At 69.6% G+C, this 18,065-nt stretch carries 14 protein-coding genes; 7 read left to right on the forward strand and 7 right to left on the reverse strand.

Annotated elements, in window-relative coordinates; genetic code table 11:
* Nucleotide 1: 1 nt before the first annotated feature.
* Genes OHA40_RS28495 through OHA40_RS28520 form a run of 6 tightly spaced genes read left to right on the forward strand, consistent with a single transcriptional unit; the run spans nucleotide 2 to nucleotide 7,480 of the window.
* On the forward strand, nucleotides 2-3,403 hold the full coding sequence (locus OHA40_RS28495; protein WP_442943836.1) for a UvrD-helicase domain-containing protein: 3,402 nt from the start codon (nucleotides 2-4) through the stop codon (nucleotides 3,401-3,403).
* Entirely contained in the window at nucleotides 3,400-5,301 is a 1,902-nt protein-coding gene (gene recD / locus OHA40_RS28500) for an exodeoxyribonuclease V subunit alpha (RefSeq protein WP_330229926.1), read from the forward strand. Before OHA40_RS28495 ends, recD begins: the two co-directional genes overlap by 4 nt.
* A gap of 40 nt (nucleotides 5,302-5,341) precedes the next feature.
* Nucleotides 5,342-5,821: an RNA polymerase sigma factor gene (locus OHA40_RS28505; RefSeq protein WP_330229927.1), complete on the forward strand. Its 480-nt coding sequence runs from the start codon at nucleotides 5,342-5,344 to the stop codon at nucleotides 5,819-5,821.
* Entirely contained in the window at nucleotides 5,821-6,435 is a 615-nt protein-coding gene (locus OHA40_RS28510; protein ID WP_330234418.1) for a methylated-DNA--[protein]-cysteine S-methyltransferase, read from the forward strand. The genes OHA40_RS28505 and OHA40_RS28510 overlap by 1 nt, the downstream gene beginning before the upstream one ends.
* A gap of 46 nt (nucleotides 6,436-6,481) precedes the next feature.
* Complete coding sequence (locus OHA40_RS28515; RefSeq protein WP_330229928.1) at nucleotides 6,482-7,225, forward strand: 2OG-Fe(II) oxygenase; 744 nt, start codon at nucleotides 6,482-6,484, stop codon at nucleotides 7,223-7,225.
* Between the two features lie 3 nt (nucleotides 7,226-7,228).
* Nucleotides 7,229-7,480 (forward strand): Ada metal-binding domain-containing protein, encoded by a 252-nt coding sequence (locus OHA40_RS28520; RefSeq protein ID WP_330229929.1) that lies wholly within the window; start codon nucleotides 7,229-7,231, stop codon nucleotides 7,478-7,480.
* An 89-nt stretch (nucleotides 7,481-7,569) separates the two neighbouring features.
* On the opposite strand, the gene OHA40_RS28525 is transcribed toward OHA40_RS28520, so the two are convergent.
* From OHA40_RS28525 to OHA40_RS28555, 7 genes are read right to left on the reverse strand one after another with little or no spacing between them, the layout of a single operon-like run.
* Nucleotides 7,570-9,687 (reverse strand): MMPL family transporter, encoded by a 2,118-nt coding sequence (locus OHA40_RS28525; RefSeq protein ID WP_330229930.1) that lies wholly within the window; start codon nucleotides 9,685-9,687, stop codon nucleotides 7,570-7,572.
* Nucleotides 9,684-10,883: a peptide synthetase gene (locus OHA40_RS28530; RefSeq protein WP_330229931.1), complete on the reverse strand. Its 1,200-nt coding sequence runs from the start codon at nucleotides 10,881-10,883 to the stop codon at nucleotides 9,684-9,686. Before OHA40_RS28530 ends, OHA40_RS28525 begins: the two co-directional genes overlap by 4 nt.
* 21 nt (nucleotides 10,884-10,904) lie before the next feature.
* Nucleotides 10,905-11,951: an NAD-dependent epimerase/dehydratase family protein gene (locus OHA40_RS28535; RefSeq protein ID WP_330229932.1), complete on the reverse strand. Its 1,047-nt coding sequence runs from the start codon at nucleotides 11,949-11,951 to the stop codon at nucleotides 10,905-10,907.
* Nucleotides 11,952-11,956: 5 nt separating this feature from the next.
* The gene (locus OHA40_RS28540; protein WP_330229933.1) at nucleotides 11,957-12,229 is read right to left on the reverse strand and encodes a hypothetical protein; all 273 of its coding nucleotides are present in this window, start codon (nucleotides 12,227-12,229) and stop codon (nucleotides 11,957-11,959) included.
* 4 nt (nucleotides 12,230-12,233) lie between these two features.
* A complete protein-coding gene (locus tag OHA40_RS28545) occupies nucleotides 12,234-13,907 on the reverse strand; it encodes a fatty acid CoA ligase family protein (RefSeq protein ID WP_330229934.1) in 1,674 nt (557 codons plus the stop codon).
* Nucleotides 13,904-14,818, reverse strand: a complete 915-nt coding sequence (locus tag OHA40_RS28550) for a hypothetical protein (protein WP_330229935.1) — start codon at nucleotides 14,816-14,818, stop codon at nucleotides 13,904-13,906. Before OHA40_RS28550 ends, OHA40_RS28545 begins: the two co-directional genes overlap by 4 nt.
* Nucleotides 14,819-14,826: 8 nt before the next feature.
* Nucleotides 14,827-15,876 carry a 3-oxoacyl-ACP synthase III family protein gene (locus OHA40_RS28555; protein ID WP_330234419.1) on the reverse strand — a complete coding sequence of 350 codons (1,050 nt, stop codon included), beginning with the start codon at nucleotides 15,874-15,876 and terminating at the stop codon, nucleotides 14,827-14,829.
* A gap of 586 nt (nucleotides 15,877-16,462) precedes the next feature.
* On the opposite strand from OHA40_RS28555, the gene OHA40_RS28560 reads away from it, so the two are divergent.
* Complete coding sequence (locus OHA40_RS28560) at nucleotides 16,463-17,956, forward strand: flavin-containing monooxygenase (protein ID WP_330229936.1); 1,494 nt, start codon at nucleotides 16,463-16,465, stop codon at nucleotides 17,954-17,956.
* Nucleotides 17,957-18,065: the final 109 nt, after the last annotated feature.

Genomic DNA, 18,065 nt, shown 5'->3' on the forward strand with positions numbered 1-18,065 from the left:
CGTGACCATTCAGGAAACCTCCTTCATCGCGCCCGCGTTCGGCACGGCCGACGCGTTCGAGCCGTACGGGCCGTTGCCGACCGGAACGACCGCGCTGGAAGCCAGCGCGGGGACCGGCAAGACGCATGCCATCGTCGGGCTGGCCGTACGCTACGTCGCCGAGGCGGGCATCGAGGTGTCCCGGCTGCTGCTGGTGACGTTCAGCCGCGCCGCGACCCAGGAGCTGCGGGAGCGCACCCGCGACCGGTTCGTCGCCGTCGCCGCCGGATTGGCCGACCCGGACGCGGCGCGGGCACACGCCGACGAGCTGGTCCGGTACCTGGCCGACGCCGACGAAGGGGAGGTCCGGCTGCGGCAGCGGCGCCTGCTGACGGCGCTGTCGGATTTCGACGCGGGCACCATCGCGACCACGCACAGCTTCTGCCAGCGGATGCTCGACGAGCTCGGGTTCGCGGGCGAACACGATCCCGGCACCCGGCTGGTGGAGTCCGTCGACGACCTCGTCGCCACGGTCGTCGACGACCTGTACCTCCACCGCTACGCCCGTGCCGAACCTCCGTTCCCGGTGAAGGAAGCCCGCACACTCGCTCTGGCCGCGGTGCGGGACCGGCACGCGGTGCTCGTCCCCGATGGGGAGTCCGGTGCGAGCGAGCGGGTGGCGTTCGCGCGCGCCGCCCGCGCGGAGACCGAACGACGCAAACGGCTGACCGGGCTGCGCGATTTCGACGACCTGCTGGTGCTGCTGCACGACGTGCTCGCCGATCCGGAGCACGGCCCGCGCGCCTGCCGCCGCATCCGCGCCCGCTACCGGGTCGCTCTGGTCGACGAGTTCCAGGACACCGACCCGCTGCAATGGGACATCCTGCGCAGGTCGTTCCACGGACACACCACCCTGGTCCTGGTCGGTGATCCGAAGCAGGCGATCTACGCCTTCCGCGGCGCCGAGGTGCTCAGCTACCTGGACGCGGTCGCGCACGCGGGCACCCGCAAGGAGCTCACCACCAACTGGCGCAGCGATGCGGGACTGCTGGCCGCCCTGGACCACCTGCAGGGCGGTGCGGCGCTGGGGCACAAGGAGATCGGCGTGCATCCGGTCACCGCGACCAGGCCGTGGTCGCGGTTGTCCGGTCCGGACGAGCTGACCACCCCGATGCGCGTCCGGTGCCTGCCCCGCACCGGCGCCGGGCCGCTGAACAAGTCCGGGTTCCCGTCCGTCGGCCGCATGCGGGCCGAGGTCGCCGACGATCTGGCCGCGGACATCGTCCGCCTTCTCGAATCGGGTGTGTTGCTCGACGCGAAAGCCGAGCCCGTCGTCTCCGCGGCGGATTCGAGCGCCTCGCTGCCCGGAGACGCGGCGCGCAGGCCGATCGGACCCGGTGATGTCGCGGTGCTGGTGCGGACCCGCTCGCAGATCGACGTGGTACGCGCCGCGCTGGACCGCGTCGGCGTCCCCTCCGTGCTCGCCGGCGGCATCAGCGTCTTCGCGACCAGCAGTGCGAGCGACTGGCTGTGGGTGCTGCGGGCGCTGGAACAGCCGCACCGTGGCGACCGGGTGCGGCTGGCCGCGTGCACCCCGCTGTTCGGCGTCACCGCGGCCGAGATCGATAGCGGCGGAGCCGATCTCGTCGGGCGGATCAGTGCGCAGTTGCGCGAGGCCGCGCGGCTGTTCACTCGTGCCGGATTCGCGGCCGTCTTCGAGCAGATCGCCGCCGAAGCCCGCCTGGCGCAGCGGCTGCTCGCCGTGGAGAACGGGGAGCGCCTGCTCACCGACCTGCGGCACATCGCGCAACTGCTCGACCAGGTCGCGCTCAGCGAGGGACTCGGGCTGACCGCGCTCACCCGATGGCTGGCCGACCGGGTCCGCGATCCGGCCTCCGGCGCCGTCGCCGACCGCAGCCGCAGGCTGGACCGGGACGCCGCCGCCGTGCAGATCGCGACCGTGCACGCCAGCAAGGGGCTGGAATTCCCGGTCGTCTACCTGCCGTTCGCCTGGGACAGCGCGAAGAACCCGTACCCCGCGACGCTGCTGTTCCACGACGACGACGGGGCGCGCGTGCTCGACGTGGGCGGCCAGGACGCCCCGGGCTACGCCGAACGCAAGGCACGCAGCGAAGCCGAGGAGGCGGGCGAGGAGCTGCGGTTGTTGTACGTCGCGCTCACGCGGGCGATGTGCCAGATCGTCGCTTGGTGGGCGCCGGCGATCACCACCGCGGCCTCCCCGCTGCACCGGATGGTCTTCGGGCGAGCCGACCGCGGCGCCGCGGTCGCCGCGCGCGCCACCGTGCCCGCGGATGCCGTTGCCGGGTCCGCCCTTTCGGCCTGGGCGGAGGACGCGGGAGCGGCGATCTCGGTGACGGCGGTGGCAGGAAGCGACGACGCCGAGATCCGGCGGGTGCGTACCGAGCCCGCGCTCGGCGAGCTGGCGACCGCGCGGTTCGACCGCGTCCTGGACCAGCAGTGGCGGCGCACCTCGTACTCGGCGCTCACCGCGTCGGCGCACGGACCCGCCGTGCTCGACACCGACAGTGAACCAGAGGACGCCAGGGGTCCCGGGGACGAGCCCGCGAGCACGCCGCCGATCGGCGCCGAGCCGGAGCCGACCGGAGCCGCCTCGCTGATGAACGCGCTGCCCTACGGCGCAGAGTTCGGCACCCTCGTGCACGGCGTGCTGGAACGGATCGACACCGATCGTGCCGATCTGGCGACCGAGGTGGGCGCACGCTGCCGCGCGGCGGTCGCGGAGCTGATGGCCGAGGCAGACCCCGAACAGCTCGCCACCGCGCTGCTCGCGGTGCTGCGGACGCCGCTCGAGGGCGGCTGTCTGGCCGACGTCGCCGGCCGCGACCGCCTCACCGAGCTCGAGTTCGAACTGCCGCTGGCGGGTGGCGACCGGACCGGCGCCACCGCGGCGACGCTGCGACGGATCGCCGACCTGCTGCGTGCCCACCTCCCGGCGGACGACGACCTGTACGGATACGCGGACCTCGTGGCAGGCTTGGCGGACATCCCGCTGCGTGGCTACCTGACCGGCAGCATCGACGCGGTGCTGCGTGTCACGGACGGCGCGGCGCCACGGTTCGTCATCGTGGACTACAAGACCAATCGGCTGGGCACCGGCGATCTCACCGTCGCGCACTACACGCGCGATCGGATGGCCGCCGAGATGTCGCGCTCCCACTATCCGCTCCAGGCGCTGCTGTATTCCGTTGCGCTGCATCGATATCTGCGCTGGCGACTGCCGGGCTACGACCCGGCGCGCCACCTCGGCGGCGTTCGATACCTGTTCGTGCGCGGCATGATCGGACCGGCGACGCCGCCCGGCTGTGGTGTCTTCGACTGGTACCCGCCCGCCGATCTGGTCGTCGCACTGTCGGCGCTGCTGGCCGGGGAGACCGCAGGATGACATCGATCCAAGTGGCGCAGCGGGGAACCGGCCTGCTGCGTACGTTCAACGAGGCGGGTGTGCTGTCGGCCGCCGACGTGCACGTGGCGCTGCGGCTGGGCAGGCTGGGCCGGGAACCCGCCGAGCAGGTGCTGTTCGCGGCGGCGCTGGCCGTGCGGGCGGTGCGTTCCGGCTCGGTGTGCCTGGAACTGCACCGGATGCGGGAGATCGGCGTCGACGCCGACGAAACCTGGGACGCGGGCATCGATCCGGCGACGCTGCCGTGGCCGGACATCGCGGCGGTGGTCGCCGCGCTGCGGGTCAGCCCGCTGGTGTGCGGCGGACCGGCGGGGCCGCTGCGGCCGCTGCGGTTGGTGGAATCCCAGGGGCCGGGCGATTCGGGTCCGCTGCTCTACCTGGATCGGTACTACCGGCAGGAGCAGACGATCCGCCGGGTGCTCACCGAGCGATCCGCCCACCACCCGGTAGCCGACCCGCGGATCGTGCGCCGCGAATTGGATCGGTTGTTCGACGCATCGGCCGCAGCGGCGCCGGATCGCCAGCGCCTGGCTGCCGCGCTCGCCGCGACGCATTGGACCACCGTGGTGGCGGGCGGTCCCGGCACCGGGAAGACCCACACGATCGCGCGGATCATCGCGCTGCTGGCCGCACACCGCAAGGCCGAGCCGAAGCTGCCCGCGCTGCGCATCGCGCTGGCCGCGCCGACCGGCAAAGCGGCCGCGCGGCTGCAGGAAGCCGTTCGCGAGCAAGCCGATTCGCTCGGGTTACCGGAACTCACCGCCGCGACGCTGCATCGGCTGCTCGGCTGGCAACGCGGCCGCGGCACCCGTTTCAGACATCACGAGTTCAATCGCCTGCCCTACGACGTGATCGTGGTCGACGAGACGTCGATGGTCTCGCTCACCATGATGAGCAGGCTGTTGGCCGCGCTGCGCCCGGACACCCGCCTGGTCCTGGTCGGCGACCCGGACCAGCTCGCCTCGGTCGACGCGGGTGCCGTGCTGGCCGACCTCGTCGCCGGACCGGTCGCCGCCACCCCGAACCCGGTACTCGACCAGATTCTCGGCCCGGAAACGGCAGCGTCCGCCGATCATGCGGAAGCGCTGACCGCGCTGGAGCGGACCCGTCTGCGCGGCGGCATCGTGCGATTGACCCGCGGCCGCAGATTCGGCGGCCGGATCGCCGACTTGGCCGTCGCGGTGCGGGCCGGTGACGCGGACGCCGCCCTCGCGCTGCTGCGTGCCGGCGGCGACGAACTCTCGCTGAGCGGGCCCGATGACCTGACCGCGGTGCGTGCGGACGTCGTCCGTGCGGCGGACGCGGTCACCGGCGCGGCGCTCGAGGGTGATGCGGCGGGTGCGCTCAGCGCGCTGGAATCGCACCGGTTGCTGTGCGCGCATCGCCAAGGGCCTTTCGGCGTCGAACGCTGGGACCGGATGGCCGCCGAGTGGGCCGCTGGCGGGGGAGCGGGTCCCGACGCCTACCAGGCGCCGTGGTACCCCGGCCAGCCGCTGCTGGTGACCGCGAACGATCACGAGGCGCGCATCTACAACGGCGACACCGGCGTCGTCGTGCGCATGCCCGACGGTTCACTACGGGCGGCGCTGCAACGCGGCAGCGAACCGTACCTGGTGCATCCCACCCAATTCCCCGCGGTGGTGACGGTCTTCGCCATGACCATCCACCGCAGCCAGGGCAGCCAGTACGACACCGTCTCCATCGTGCTGCCCGAGCCCGAGTCGACCCTGCTGACCAGGGAACTGCTCTACACCTCGATCACCAGGGCCCGCCGCCACGTGCGGATCATCGGAACCGAGGAGTCCATCCGCGCCGGCATCGCGCGCCGCGTGCTGCGCGCCAGCGGACTGTCGCGGCAGGAAGGGAAACCGCGTCCCTGATGAAATCTCACGTTCGCGCCGCCCGCGGCGTCTACCCGGTGTGAGTCTCCCCCCGTTCGAGGAAATAGTGGCCGAGTACGGCCCGATGGTGTTGCGCGTCTGCCGGGCGGTGCTCGGTCCGTCCGACGCGGCCGACGCGTGGTCGGAGACGTTTCTCTCGGCCCTGCGCGCGTTTCCCGGCCTCTCCTCGGACACGAACATCGAAGCGTGGCTGGTCACGATCGCGCACCGCCGCGCGATCGACGTCGGCCGGTCGCTCAGCCGCGCGCCCGTGCCGGCCGCGACGCTGCCGGAACGTCCCGCCGCCGACCCCGACCCAGCCGACTACGACCCCGATCTCTGGGCCGCTCTGCGCGCGCTGCCGACCAAGCAGCGCCAAGCGGTCGCCTACCACTACCTGGCCGGGCTTCCGCACGCGGAGATCGCCGAACTGCTCGGCAATTCCCCCGACGCCGCCCGCCGCGCCGCTGCGGACGGCCTGAAGACCCTGCGCAAGCTCTACCCAAAGGATCAAGCATGATGGCCACTCTCGATCGCGGCGACCTGAACGGGCTGTCGCGCGCGCTGACTCCCGACGCCGACCTGCTCGCCACCCTGCACGCGCGATTGGTGGCCGAAGCGCAGGCCGCGGATCTGCTCGATGTCGCCTATCGCACGGTCGACACCCCGGTGGGCGCGCTGCTGCTGGCCGCCACGCCTGCGGGCCTGGTCCGCGTCGCCTATCCCACCGAGGACCACGACGCGGTGCTCGCCATGCTGTCCGCGCGGATCAGCCCGCGGATACTCGCGGCGCCCGCGCGGCTGGACGCCGCGGTGCGGCAGATCGACGAATACTTCACCGGTGCTCGAACGCATTTCGATCTGCCGCTGGATCTCCGGCTGACGGCGGGGTTCCGCCGCCAGGTGATCGAGCATCTGCCCGCCATCGGTTATGGGCAGCGCGCGAGTTACGGCGCGGTGGCCGCGGCCGTCGGCAACCCACGCGCCGTGCGGGCGGTCGGCTCCGCGTGTGCACACAACCCGCTGCCCGTAGTGATTCCTTGCCACCGGGTGGTGCGCGGCGACGGGTCCATCGGACAGTACGTCGGCGGCGTCACCGCGAAGCACACCCTGCTGAATCTGGAGGCGGCGTGAGCGAGCACACCATAGTGCCGAAGTCGAGTGTCAGTGCGGTGCGGGCATGACCGGGCAGACGTGGAGGCGGTCGGAAGACGCTGCGGCCCTGGCGGATCGGGTCGATGCCCAACCGTGGTCGGGGCTGCTCGAGGAGCTCGACGCCTACGGCTGCGCGGCCGGCGGGCCCATCCTCACTCCGGACGAGTGTGCCGAGTTCAGCGCGATGTGGGACGACACTGCACGCTTCCGGGCGACCGTCGAGATGGCGCGCTACCGGTACGGCGAGGGCACCTACCGGTACTTCGCCGAACCGGTGCCCGAGCCGATCATGACGCTGCGTGCGGCGTACTACCGGAAACTGCTGCCGCTGGCTCGATCTTGGGCCGAGCGGCTCGGTGATCCGGCCCCGTGGCCGGACGAGTTCGCCGAGTGGCTCGACGCCTGTCACGCCGCGGGACAGCGCAAGCCGACCCCGATCCTGTTGCGCTACACCGCGGGTGACTGGAACGCCCTGCACCGCGACCTCTACGGCGACCTGGTCTTTCCGCTTCAGGTGGTCATCGGCCTGGATCGGCCCGGTACCGACCACACCGGCGGGGAATTCCTGATCGTGGAGCAACGGCCGCGCGCCCAGTCGAAAGCGACTGTCTCCGTGCTGGAACAGGGGCATGCGTTGATCTTCACCACCCGCGATCGTCCGATCCGGTCCAGCCGCGGGTGGTCGCGCGCTCCGGTCCGGCACGGTGTCAGCCGCGTGCGTAGCGGTCTGCGGCATACGCTCGGCCTCGTGCTGCACGACGCCGAATAGCCGGTGTACACGTTGCTCGGCGCCGACGGCCGACCGTACCGCAGCGCCACCCCTGGCCGGTACGGCGGCCACCGCCGCAGCCGGATCTACGGCCGCCTCGACTGCCCCTCGGCCCTGCGCGCCCTGGCTCGCGGCGCGTACCGCCCGTATAGGGTCTTCTTCGCCAGCGAGTCGGACGCGGTCGCCGCGGGCTACCGCCCCTGCGCGGTCTGCATGCCGGTGCGCTACGCCGCGTGGAAAGCGCTGCGGCGATAGCGATGCCGGGGCATGTCTGGTGTGGCTCGCAGCGGATCGCAGGGACAACGAGCTGGTGGCCGTGGCGTCCACGGCCACCAGGTGCTCGATCAAGCGCTCGTCGGGGTGCGTTCCTCGATGCGGTCGACGGTGGCCGGGACGATGCGACGGCGACGCCGCGGCGACCACCAGTTGGCCGGGCCCATCAGCTGGACCAACGCGGGGACCAGAAGCATGCGGACCAGAGTGGCGTCCACGACCAGGGCGATGATCATGCCGAGCCCGAGGAAGCGCATAGGCCCCAGCGGGGACAGGGTGAACGCCCCGGTGACGATCACCAGCAGGGTCGCTGCGGCGGTGATGACGCGGGCGGTCTTGACCGTGCCGATACGCACCGACGCCGCGGTGTTCGCGCCCGCGTCGTGTGCCTCGACCATGCGCGACAGCAGGAATACCTCGTAGTCGGTCGACAGTCCGAACACCACGGCGATGATCAGGACCAGCATCCCCGCCACGATCGGTCCCGGACTCACGCCGAGCACACCCGACAGGTGTCCGCCACAGAAGATCCAGGTGAGCACACCGAACGTGGCGGCCAGACTGAGGAACGCCAAGGTGACCGCCTTGAGCGGCAGCACGATCGAGCGGAACGCCGCGAACAGCAGCACCATCGTCGCGGCGACCATGACGAGGATCATCCACGGCATTCGGGCGACGATCGAGCGCACGCTGTCGACGGTGGCCGCCGTATCGCCGCCGATCCACACCACGGTGCCGTCCGGCGGAGTCAGTTCGCGCATGCCACGCACCGTTGCACCCGCTGCTTCGGTGCGGTCGGTGTTGCTGAGGAACGCGTGGAACACCACGAAGTCCTCCGCACGACCTACTTGCACGACCTGCCGCACACCCTCGACTTTGCCGAGTGCGGACGCCGTCGCGTCGACGGCTGCCGACTGCGGTGGCCCGTCCACTCCGTGCAGCACGGCGGTGACCCCGCTGCCCGCCGCGGGAAACTGCTCCGTGAGTTCCTCGACGGTGGTGCGCATCTGGTTGCCCGCGGGCAGTGCGCGATGGTCGATATCGCCGAGCCGCAGTCCGGTCAGCGGAGCCGCGAACACCAGCAGGGCGGCGCCGACGGCGACCGTCACCAGACCCGGTCGCCGCAGGACGCGGTCGACGAGGCGTCCCCAGAACCGCTCGGTGCGGTCGGTGGCCCGCGCGGTGCCGATGCGCGCGCCGAACAGCGCCAGTAGAGCGGGCAGCACGGTGAGCGAGAGCCCGGCGGCCAGCGCCACCGCGGTGATCGCGCCGATGCCCAGCGACCGCAGCACCGCTTGCGGAAAGACGAACGTGCCCGCGAACGCGCAGATCAGCAGCAGCGCCGAGAACGCGACGGTGCGGCCGGCCGTGGCGTAGGTGCGGGTGATCGCGGATTTCACGTCGTGCCCGTCGGCGACCTCCTCGCGGAACCGGGTGACCAGGAACAGCCCGTAGTCGATGGCCATGCCGAGCCCGAGCAGCGAGGCGACGTTCACCGCGAACGTGCTCACCTCGGTGACCTCGGCGAGCGCGCGAATCGCTCCCATCGCGCCGAGCACCGTCAGGCCGCCGACCACCACGGGGAAGGACGCGGCGACGAAACCGCCGAACACCACCACCAGGATCGCCAGCGTCAGCGGCAGCGACAGGGTTTCGGCCCGGAGGAGATCGTGCCGGGACTGCACGTTGATCTCGGTGGAGATCGCGCTGTAGCCGGACAGGTCGGTCGCTACACCGGGAACGCGCAGCTTCGGTTCGATGTCCGGATACACGCTGACCCGCTGGTTGGCGTCACCGGCGAGGTACACCACCGCCAGGGCGTGCCGATTGTCCGCCGAACGTAGGAACTGCTTACGCGCGAACCCGGCATTCCAATAGGTTTCGACGGGGCGTTGCAGCATGGCCGGGTCGACCTGGGCGAGTGACTCCTGGACGCGGGGGCCGATATCGTCGAGCGTCTGTCCCTCCGGTGCGGTGTACCGGACGACGATGTCGGGATTCTGCGGGCCGAAGTGCTCGCCCACCAGCTCGTCCACGCGCGCCGACTCACTGCCGGGATCGATGAATCCGGCCGCGGTGACTTTGTCGGATGCTCCGAGTCCGACCAGACCGGCCAGCAGCATCACCGCGGCTAGGACGGCGAGCACCGTGCGGGGCCGGGCAAGGACGAAGCGGATCGGGGCGGTCATCGCACGACCACCTCATGCGGCGCCAGCTCGGCCTCCAGCCGGGCGGCGATCTTGTCCAACAGCGCCTCCAACCGAGCCTCGATGCCGGCGCCGTTGCGGCAGGAGACGCTCAGCTCCAGCTTCCCGCCCGCTTCGACCATGGCGAACAGCAGCGGCATCGCGCCGCTGTGCTGAGGCAGCACCCGCACGCCGGTCGGCGTCCAGCCGGGGACCGCCATCTCGTCCAGATCGAAGGTGCCCATGTGGGACACGGTGGCCGACACCAGGTTCCGGTTCAGCCGCGCCCCGGCCCAGTTGCTCGTGCGCAGCACGCCGCGGATGACGCCGGGTGGGAATTTCGACAGCCGCCCGTTGTCGAGCTGGTCGAGTTCCCGCTTTTCCCGCAGCCCGCTGCGCATTCGGGTGCTGATCGCCGCCCAGCTCTCGCCGGGGGCGACGTCGAGGAACAGCGGCAGCGCCAGGTTGGCGGTGGAGCGCAGGGCGGGGTCGTGCCTGCGCAGGTCGACCGGAATCATGAAGCGCGACTTGGCTCCCGACTCGGCGGCCAGGATCGCCGCGACCCGTGCGACGATGCCCTTGCCGGTCGCGTTGATCGTGCGGTGACGCAGCAGCCAGCGCGCGGCCGTCCGGTTCTGGCGGCCGCGCCCGGTCGCCGCCTTGAAGGTGGGCAGCACCAGGGTCGGTCTGCCCGGCGCGCCGATCCGGGCGACGAGTTCGGCGTCGGCGATCGGGTCGGGCGCGCCGAGCGGCGGGTATCCGCGCAGTACGCGGAACACGTCGTCCACCCAGACGCGCAGGCCCATGCCGTCCATCACGCCGTGGAATGCGCGGAACACGACGGTGGTCTGTTCTCCGGTGACCAGCAGCACTTCGGTGGTCCGGTCCGGAGTCGGACCGATAGGTGTGTTCAGCACCGCATCGTTCTCCAGCGCGGCGTAGTTCAGCGACCAACCCGGCACGTGACGCACGCGGGCGGCCAGACCGCAGTCCACCCACTCGTCACCGTCGCGGATCAGGCGTGCGCCGGGGTTGGCGGCCGAGGCCACGTCGACGGCCCGCTGCAACGCCGCCGGATCCAGGCTGCCGTCGCCGTGGACGGCTAGGTGCATCACGAACGGCGGTGTCACGGTCCGGGTGAAGAAGTACAGACGTTCGGTAGGGGTGATCTTCCTGCGGAAGACGGTGGCGTTGCTCATGCTGGCCTCCGATCCCGGTCTTCAGCGCAGACTTCGGGTGAGTTCGACCGCCCCGCCCTGGTTTTTCAGCCATGCCAGGAAGTCGGTCAGCCCGCGGTCGCGGTCCACGACCGGCTGGTAGCCGAAATCTCGTGCGGCTGCGGTGGTGTCGTAGGTGGCGCTGCGGGTCAGCAGCGCGACGGTGTAGCGCGACAGCGGAGGCGACCAGCGGGTCGCAACGGCCGGGATGCGCCAGATCGTCTCGATGACGCGCACCGCGGCGTCGAGCACCGTGCGGTTGGGTCTCCTCGTCGGTCGCTGGTACCCGAGCTTGGTGGCGACCTCGCCGAGGAAGCCCCAGACCTCCGTCTTCTCGGCATCGGCGATGAAATACGCCTTGCCGCCCACCGCGTCCGAGTCCGCCGCCTTCACACAGGCGTCGACGATGTTGTCGACGTGGCAGAGCGAGGCGTAGACGGCGCGGCCGAAGGACAGGTCCGGCAAGGTCCCCGCGCCGGCCCGGCCGAGCATCCGCACGATCGGACCGGAGCGGTCGCCCGCACCCCAGATCGCGCGCGGGCGCAGGGCACAGGTGCGGAATCCGGTGCTGTCGGCGGCCAGGACGGCTCGTTCGGCCGCGGCTTTGGTCTCCGCGTACAGGTTGAGGTAGCGCCGCGGGTACGGCACCGATTCGTCGACGTCGAGCTGGTCGCCGCCGTAATAGTCCATCATCGCGCTCGGGCTGGAGATGAACACGAATCGTCCGGCTCCGCTTCGCCGGGCTGCCTCGAGCAGCCGCTCGGTGGCCCGGACGTTCTCGTTCCAGAACTGTTCCCTGGTGCCGCGCTCGTCCACCCGCGCCGCGCTGTGGAACACGATGTCGACGCCGTGCGTCGCCTGCTCGAGCGAGACGGGGTCGGTGAGATCGCCGTAGATCAGCTCGATCTTGTCGATGTCGTCGCGCAGGTCGGCCAGGTTACTGGTGCGGCGCACCAGAATCGATACGGCGTGCTCGCCGTCGCGCACGAGCCTGCGCACCAGTGCCCCGCCGAGAAATCCGGACGCACCGGTTACCAGAACTTTGCTCATTGCTCTCACTCCTTGCCGGGCTGGGTTCGCCACCAGGTCAAGCCGAAGATCTGCGTCAATACGGCGGTCTCGATCCGACCGCGTCCCGAGCCCTCGGCGGCGCGCAGGGCCGCCGGAATCTGGGCCGCGTGCACCACCACGCTGAGGAACGCGTCGATCCACCACACCGTGCGCAGGAGTCGGCTGTCCGGGACACGGTCGGTTGCCACGGCCAGCACGCCGCCGGCCAGATACAACCACCCGAGTACGGGAATCGCCCTGAATGCAGTTGTTTTCATTGTGTTATGTGTCCGTTCCGAGCCGATTTGCCGCCCACACCGCGAGTCGTTCGCGCCCGATCTTGGCGTTGTGCCGGATATCGACCGGGAAGGACGGATGGACCAGGAAGTCGGCGATCGTGCTGGTGAGGTCGAACTGTGCGCCGCGGGCCCGCAGCGCGGGCTCGACGACGTCCGGGTCCGCGCCCGGCTTCACTTCGACGCAGAGCACCGGCCGCTGGGCGCCACGCGGGCCGACCCCTACCAGTGCCGTACGCGCCACGCCCGCGACGGTGTTGAAGATCTGCTCGACCTGGACGGTGAACATCGGTCCGTGCGCCGTGCTCACACGCTGGCTTTTGCGTCCGCAGAACCAGATCCGTCCCTGCTCGTCGATCCACGCGAGATCGCCGGTGCGGTGCCAGATCCGATCGCCGTCGAGGATCTTGCCCTGTGCGTTCGCCTGCTGCGGCCAGTAGTACCTGGTGCTGACGTTCGGCCCGGTGACAACGAGTTCGCCGATGCCGCGGGTGGTTTCCAGCTCGCCGGCGAGTTCGTCGGCTCGGGCCATGGTCGCAATCGGATCGTCGGTGATCGCCACGATTCGTGCCTGCACCTGGTAGGACGGTCGGCCGATGCAGGTACCCTCGCCCTGGTGCGCCCGCCCGACCAATCCATCCAGCAGTTCGCGGGATTCGATGGTCGACATCGGCAGCGCTTCGGTGGATCCGTACCCGGCGACGACCTGTACGTCCTCGTTGAGCACCTCACGCAGCCCGGCGATGCACCAGTCCGGTACCGGAGCCCCGCCGGAATAGATGCTGTCCAGCGACGGCAGCGTGGCCGGGTGGGCACGCAGATGCTCGAGCAGCGGGATCAGGACGGCCGGGGAGGCGAACATGGTTCGCACCCCGAACTTCTGGATCGCGTCCGCCACGTGCGCGGGATCCGTCGCGCCGACCTTGCTCGGGATCAGCGGCGGCAGCACGCAGCGCGAGCCGAGCAGCAGGTCGAGCACCCCGACCAGCGGAAGGGTGATCAGCGAAGCCTCCGGCGTGACTTCGCCCCGTGCCATATGCACCTGGTCGACCATCGCGGCCAGGTTGCCGTGGGTCAACTGCACGGCCTTGGCCGGTCCCGTGCTGCCGGTGGTGAACGCGATCAGCAGCAGGTCGCCCTCGGTGGCCGGACGGCCCGGCGCCACCCGACCTGTGGGCGTCCGGCCCCAGGCCCGCAGCGATTCACCCCGCCAGAACCAGCGTTTGCCGACCGTGACGGCAGTGTGGACGGTGCGGAAGCTGCGCGGGAACAGCACGCGCAACGCGTGCGCCTGCGGTATGCCGATGAACGCCTCGGCGTCCACGGCGCGCAGGCAGCGCAACATCTTCCGCACGCCCATGCCGGGGTCGATCACCACCGCCACCGCCCCGACCTTCAGCAGCCCGAACATGATCGCGTACAGCTCGGGGCTCGGTAGCACCAGCACGATCGTGCGCGTCCCCGCGCCGACCCCCGCCGCGGCCAGCCTTTCGGCGATCGTTTCCGACCACAGGTCCAGCTCGCGGTAGGTGAGTTGCCGGTAGGCCGGCAGGCCATCGGGGTCGACCCCGTCCGCGTAGCGCACCGCCACGCGGTCGGGGTCGGTGCGGACGACCGCACGAAACCGATCGATGGCCTGCCAGTAGGTTCCCGTCGTCACGCAGGCGCCCCGACGAGCACGGGCAACCGGTACAGCACCGCCGCGGCAGCCGGACCCGCGCCCGCGGCGACGAACAGCACTTGGCGGTAATCGGCGAGCTTGTCGTCCGCGACCGCCAGGTCGTACGCCGCGGTGAGCGCGGCCGTATGCGGGTCGCCGTAGCGCAGATCCGGTGTGTGGACCGATCGCTGGTCGATGCCGAGGGCGGTGGCCAGCTTCGCCGGGAACTCCGGTGCCGGCGTCGACGCGATCAGCGCGATCTCGCCCAGCGAGGCATGGTCCGACTCGGCCAGCGCTCGACGTGCGGCGTCGACGGCCACCTCCAGCAGGCGGTCTTCGAAGCCGGGCTCCCGTACCACGGTGATCACGCCGCGCCCCTGGTTGCCCATCGTCGTGGTGTCGAGATAGCCCTCGACCGCCGGCGTACCTTCACCTTTCACGCTGTGCACCGTGCCGAAGCCGACCGGTTCGTCGGTGCGCTCCAGCAACAGTGCCGCGCCGGAGGTGGCATAGGGGAACTCGTCGTCGGCGATGTAGCGGGTCATCGACGGATGGGTGTCGCCGGACACGATCAGCACGTGCTCGGCGCTGCCGGTCTCCAGGACCGAGGTGGCCACCTGAACCGCGTTGAGCACGCTGATCGCCCCGTTCATCAAATCGAACGAGAAGGTCCTCGGGTCGTCTTTGGCGTATTCCAGGCCGATGCCGGCCGCCTTCTGGATCAGCGCCGACACCGCGGGTTCCATGATGTTCGAATCACGGAAGATGCCTGCGTTGATCAGCAGGCCGACCTGATCGGAACGGATTCCGGCGCGCTGCAGGCTCTGCTTGGCAGCGCGGGCGGTGTGCTCGACGATGCTGTGGCTGTCGCCTGCCCGGCTGACGCCGGTGGACTTGATGCGCACACTCATGACAGACCTCAGACCTTCAGCGACGAGATGGTGGTGGACACGAACCCGGTGACGATGCCGGAGGCCGCCGGGATCAGCAGCAACTTCGAACCCGCAGGGAGGCTCTGCTGGCTGAGCTGGTCGTGCAGCACCATGAAATGCGATGTGGTGGAGGTGTTTCCGTACTTCTCGATGACCCGGAGATCCGGCGGCATCGGGCTGCCGAACTCACGCTCGGCGATGGCGTTCATCCACGGAATGGCGGCGGCGCCGAACTGGTGGTGGATGACGTAGTCGAACTTCTCGTCGGCGAAGGTCTTGCCCTGCGCCTCGAGGAACTTGCGCTGGGTGTTGGTGCCGAGCAGGAAACGGTCCTCGTTGTGCATCGTGCGGTTGTCGGTGTACATCGCCACGCCCTGGGTCTTGCCGCTCGGCATGCCGAGGCACAGGTGCGAGTATTCCGCGGCCGTCATCATCTCGATGTAGTGGATAACATCGTTTTCATCGACGGCCTGGTCCAGCACGATGGCGCATCCGGAGTCGCCGACGGTCAGCGAAGCGAACTGCCGATCGTATTTCTCGGAAATCTCGTTTACCGCGGTGTCGGCGATTGCGCTAATCGCTTCACCACTGACGACGATTCCGTTTCGGACGGCGCCGGAGCGGATCATCCGGTCCAGGATGTAGGTGCCGGTGAGCATTCCGGCGCAGGCGTTCGAAATATCGAACGCAATAGCGTTCTTGGCACCGATAAGACGGCTGATCGACAAGGCGAACGAGGGCTCCATATACAAGCGGGTGGCATCCTTGCTCCGCGAGATCGAGGTGGAGATGATCACGTCGATGTCCTCTGGGCCATACTGTGACCTGGACAGACAGTCCTCGACGGCCTTTATGGCGAGAGTGAACGAATCTTCGTGAGTTTCCGGTCGAGTGTCGCGCACCCGGCGTTCACGGACGCCGGTGATTTTCTCAAGATCGAACGAAGGGCGTTCCTTCATTCGGCCCAGTAGTTCATCTGTGGTGACGACTTTCGATGGCAGATAGGCGCCGATGGATTCGAAGCGAGAATGAGACACGAGCGCTCCTGAAATCGTGGACATATACGGTTCCGGATCGACTCTGATCGTCGGTGAGATTGACACTACCCGACAGTAACAACGGATGGCTATAGGTGCGGCGCGACGACCGTCTGAGACGGAAATCACTACCCGGACTTGATGTTTCGTTAGGTATCACCAACTGGTGATCGACTGGCTATGGCGTTCGCAGCATTGCGATTCGGCCGCACGGATCCATTTGTCCGCCTGTTTCGCATTCGGCACCGCGTACGGGGCGCGAGGCCGGCGAATCCGCCGCATTCGGAATGGCAACTGATCGGCTATTGCCGAATGGTGGTTGTTCGCGCGCGGTCGGCGGGTTGTGCCCACCGGTGGATGTGAGTGAGTTCACTGCGAGTCTCGCATTACGTGACCGGTCGGTACCGCGAGGTCTGTCCGGCCTGTCCATTTTGCGAACCCTGTTGTGGTGGAAGGGAACCCGGGTCTCCCGTCGCCGGCCCGCCGGCTCGTGTCTCGAACCCGCTACCTGGGGAGATAGGGTTGAGGCGGGACCAGTGTCGCCGCGGTGTACCAGGACGTTCTGCGGAGGATGGAGAGGAGAGTCATGACGACCGCAGTCGAGCACGTGGACGTGCTCATCGTCGGCGCCGGACTCTCCGGCATCGGCGCGGCCTGCCACCTGCGGCGGGCCTTCCCGCGGCGGACCTATCTGCTCCTGGAGAGCCGGGCAGCCCTGGGAGGAACGTGGGATCTGTTCCGCTACCCCGGCATTCGCTCCGACTCGGACATGTACACCCTCGGCTACCGGTTCAAGCCGTGGCTGGGGGAGGACTCGATCGCCGACGGCAGCGCCATCCTCGACTACTTGCGCGAGACCGCCGCCGAAAACGGCGTCGACCGCCGTATCCGTTTCCGTCATCGAGTGGTTCGTGCCGAGTGGTCCGGTGCGGACAACCGCTGGACGGTGTCCGCGGAGCGTACCGACACCGGCGAAACCGTCACGTTCACCGCGGGCTTCCTGTTCTCCTGCTCCGGGTACTACCGCTACGACGCCGGGTATGCGCCGGAGTTCCCCGGCGCCGAACGGTTCGCCGGGTCCATCGTGCATCCGCAGTTCTGGCCGGAGGGACTCGACTGCGCGGGCAAGCGGGTGGTGCTCATCGGCAGCGGCGCCACCGCGGTGACGCTCGCGCCTGCGCTCACCGCGCAGGGTGCGCACGTGACCATGCTGCAGCGCAGTCCGAGCTACATCATTTCCGCACCCTCCCGCGACCGGCTGGCGCTGACGGTCCGCCGCTTGCTGCCCGCGCGCGTCGCGTACGCGCTCACCCGCGCCGAGTACGTCGCGATCTCCACCGCGCTCTACCAGTTCAGTAGGCGCAATCCGGAGGGTATGCGCAAACGAATACGCGCCTGGCAGCGGCGCTGGCTGCCCGCGGGCTACGACATCGACGCCCACTTCACACCCCGGTACAACCCGTGGGACCAGCGATTGTGCCTCGCGCGCGACGGCGATTTCTTCCGCGCCATTCGTCACGGTGTGCTCGACGTGGTCACCGACCGGATCGAGACCTTCACCGAGACCGGTCTGCGCTTGGCCTCCGGGGCGACGCTGCCTGCCGATATCGTGATCACCGCGACGGGTTTGAACCTGCAAGTCTTCGGCGGTGTCGGACTCGTAGTGGACGGCACACCCGTGACGCCGTCGGCGACCATGGCCTACAAGGCGATGATGCTGTCCGGCGTGCCGAACTTCGCCTTCGTCATCGGGTACACCAACGCCTCGTGGACGTTGAAGGCGGATCTGGTGTCGGAGTATGTCGTTCGGCTGCTGAGACACATGGATCAGCACGGATACGCGCGCTGCGTTCCGGTCCGCGACCCGGCGGTCGGCCCCGAATCACTGTTCACCGGCTTCACCCCCGGCTACGTGCGCCGTGCGGCGAGCCTGTTCCCGGTGCAAGGTGATCGTGCCCCGTGGCGGTTGCGGATGAACTATCTGCGCGACGTATTCACGCTGCGATACAGCCGGATCGCCGACCGGGCCATGCATTTCGAACGGGCGCGGCGGCACGCGGAAGTCGGGTCCCGGGACTAGGCGTACCTCCGCCTTCGCTCCGGCCGTGCGCGTTATGCGTACCGCCGTGCCTTCGCTCCGGCCGTGCGCGTTATGCGTACCGCCGTGCCTTCGCTCCGGCCGTGCGCGT

Source organism: Nocardia sp. NBC_00508 (assembly GCF_036346875.1).
Taxonomy (GTDB): domain Bacteria; phylum Actinomycetota; class Actinomycetes; order Mycobacteriales; family Mycobacteriaceae; genus Nocardia.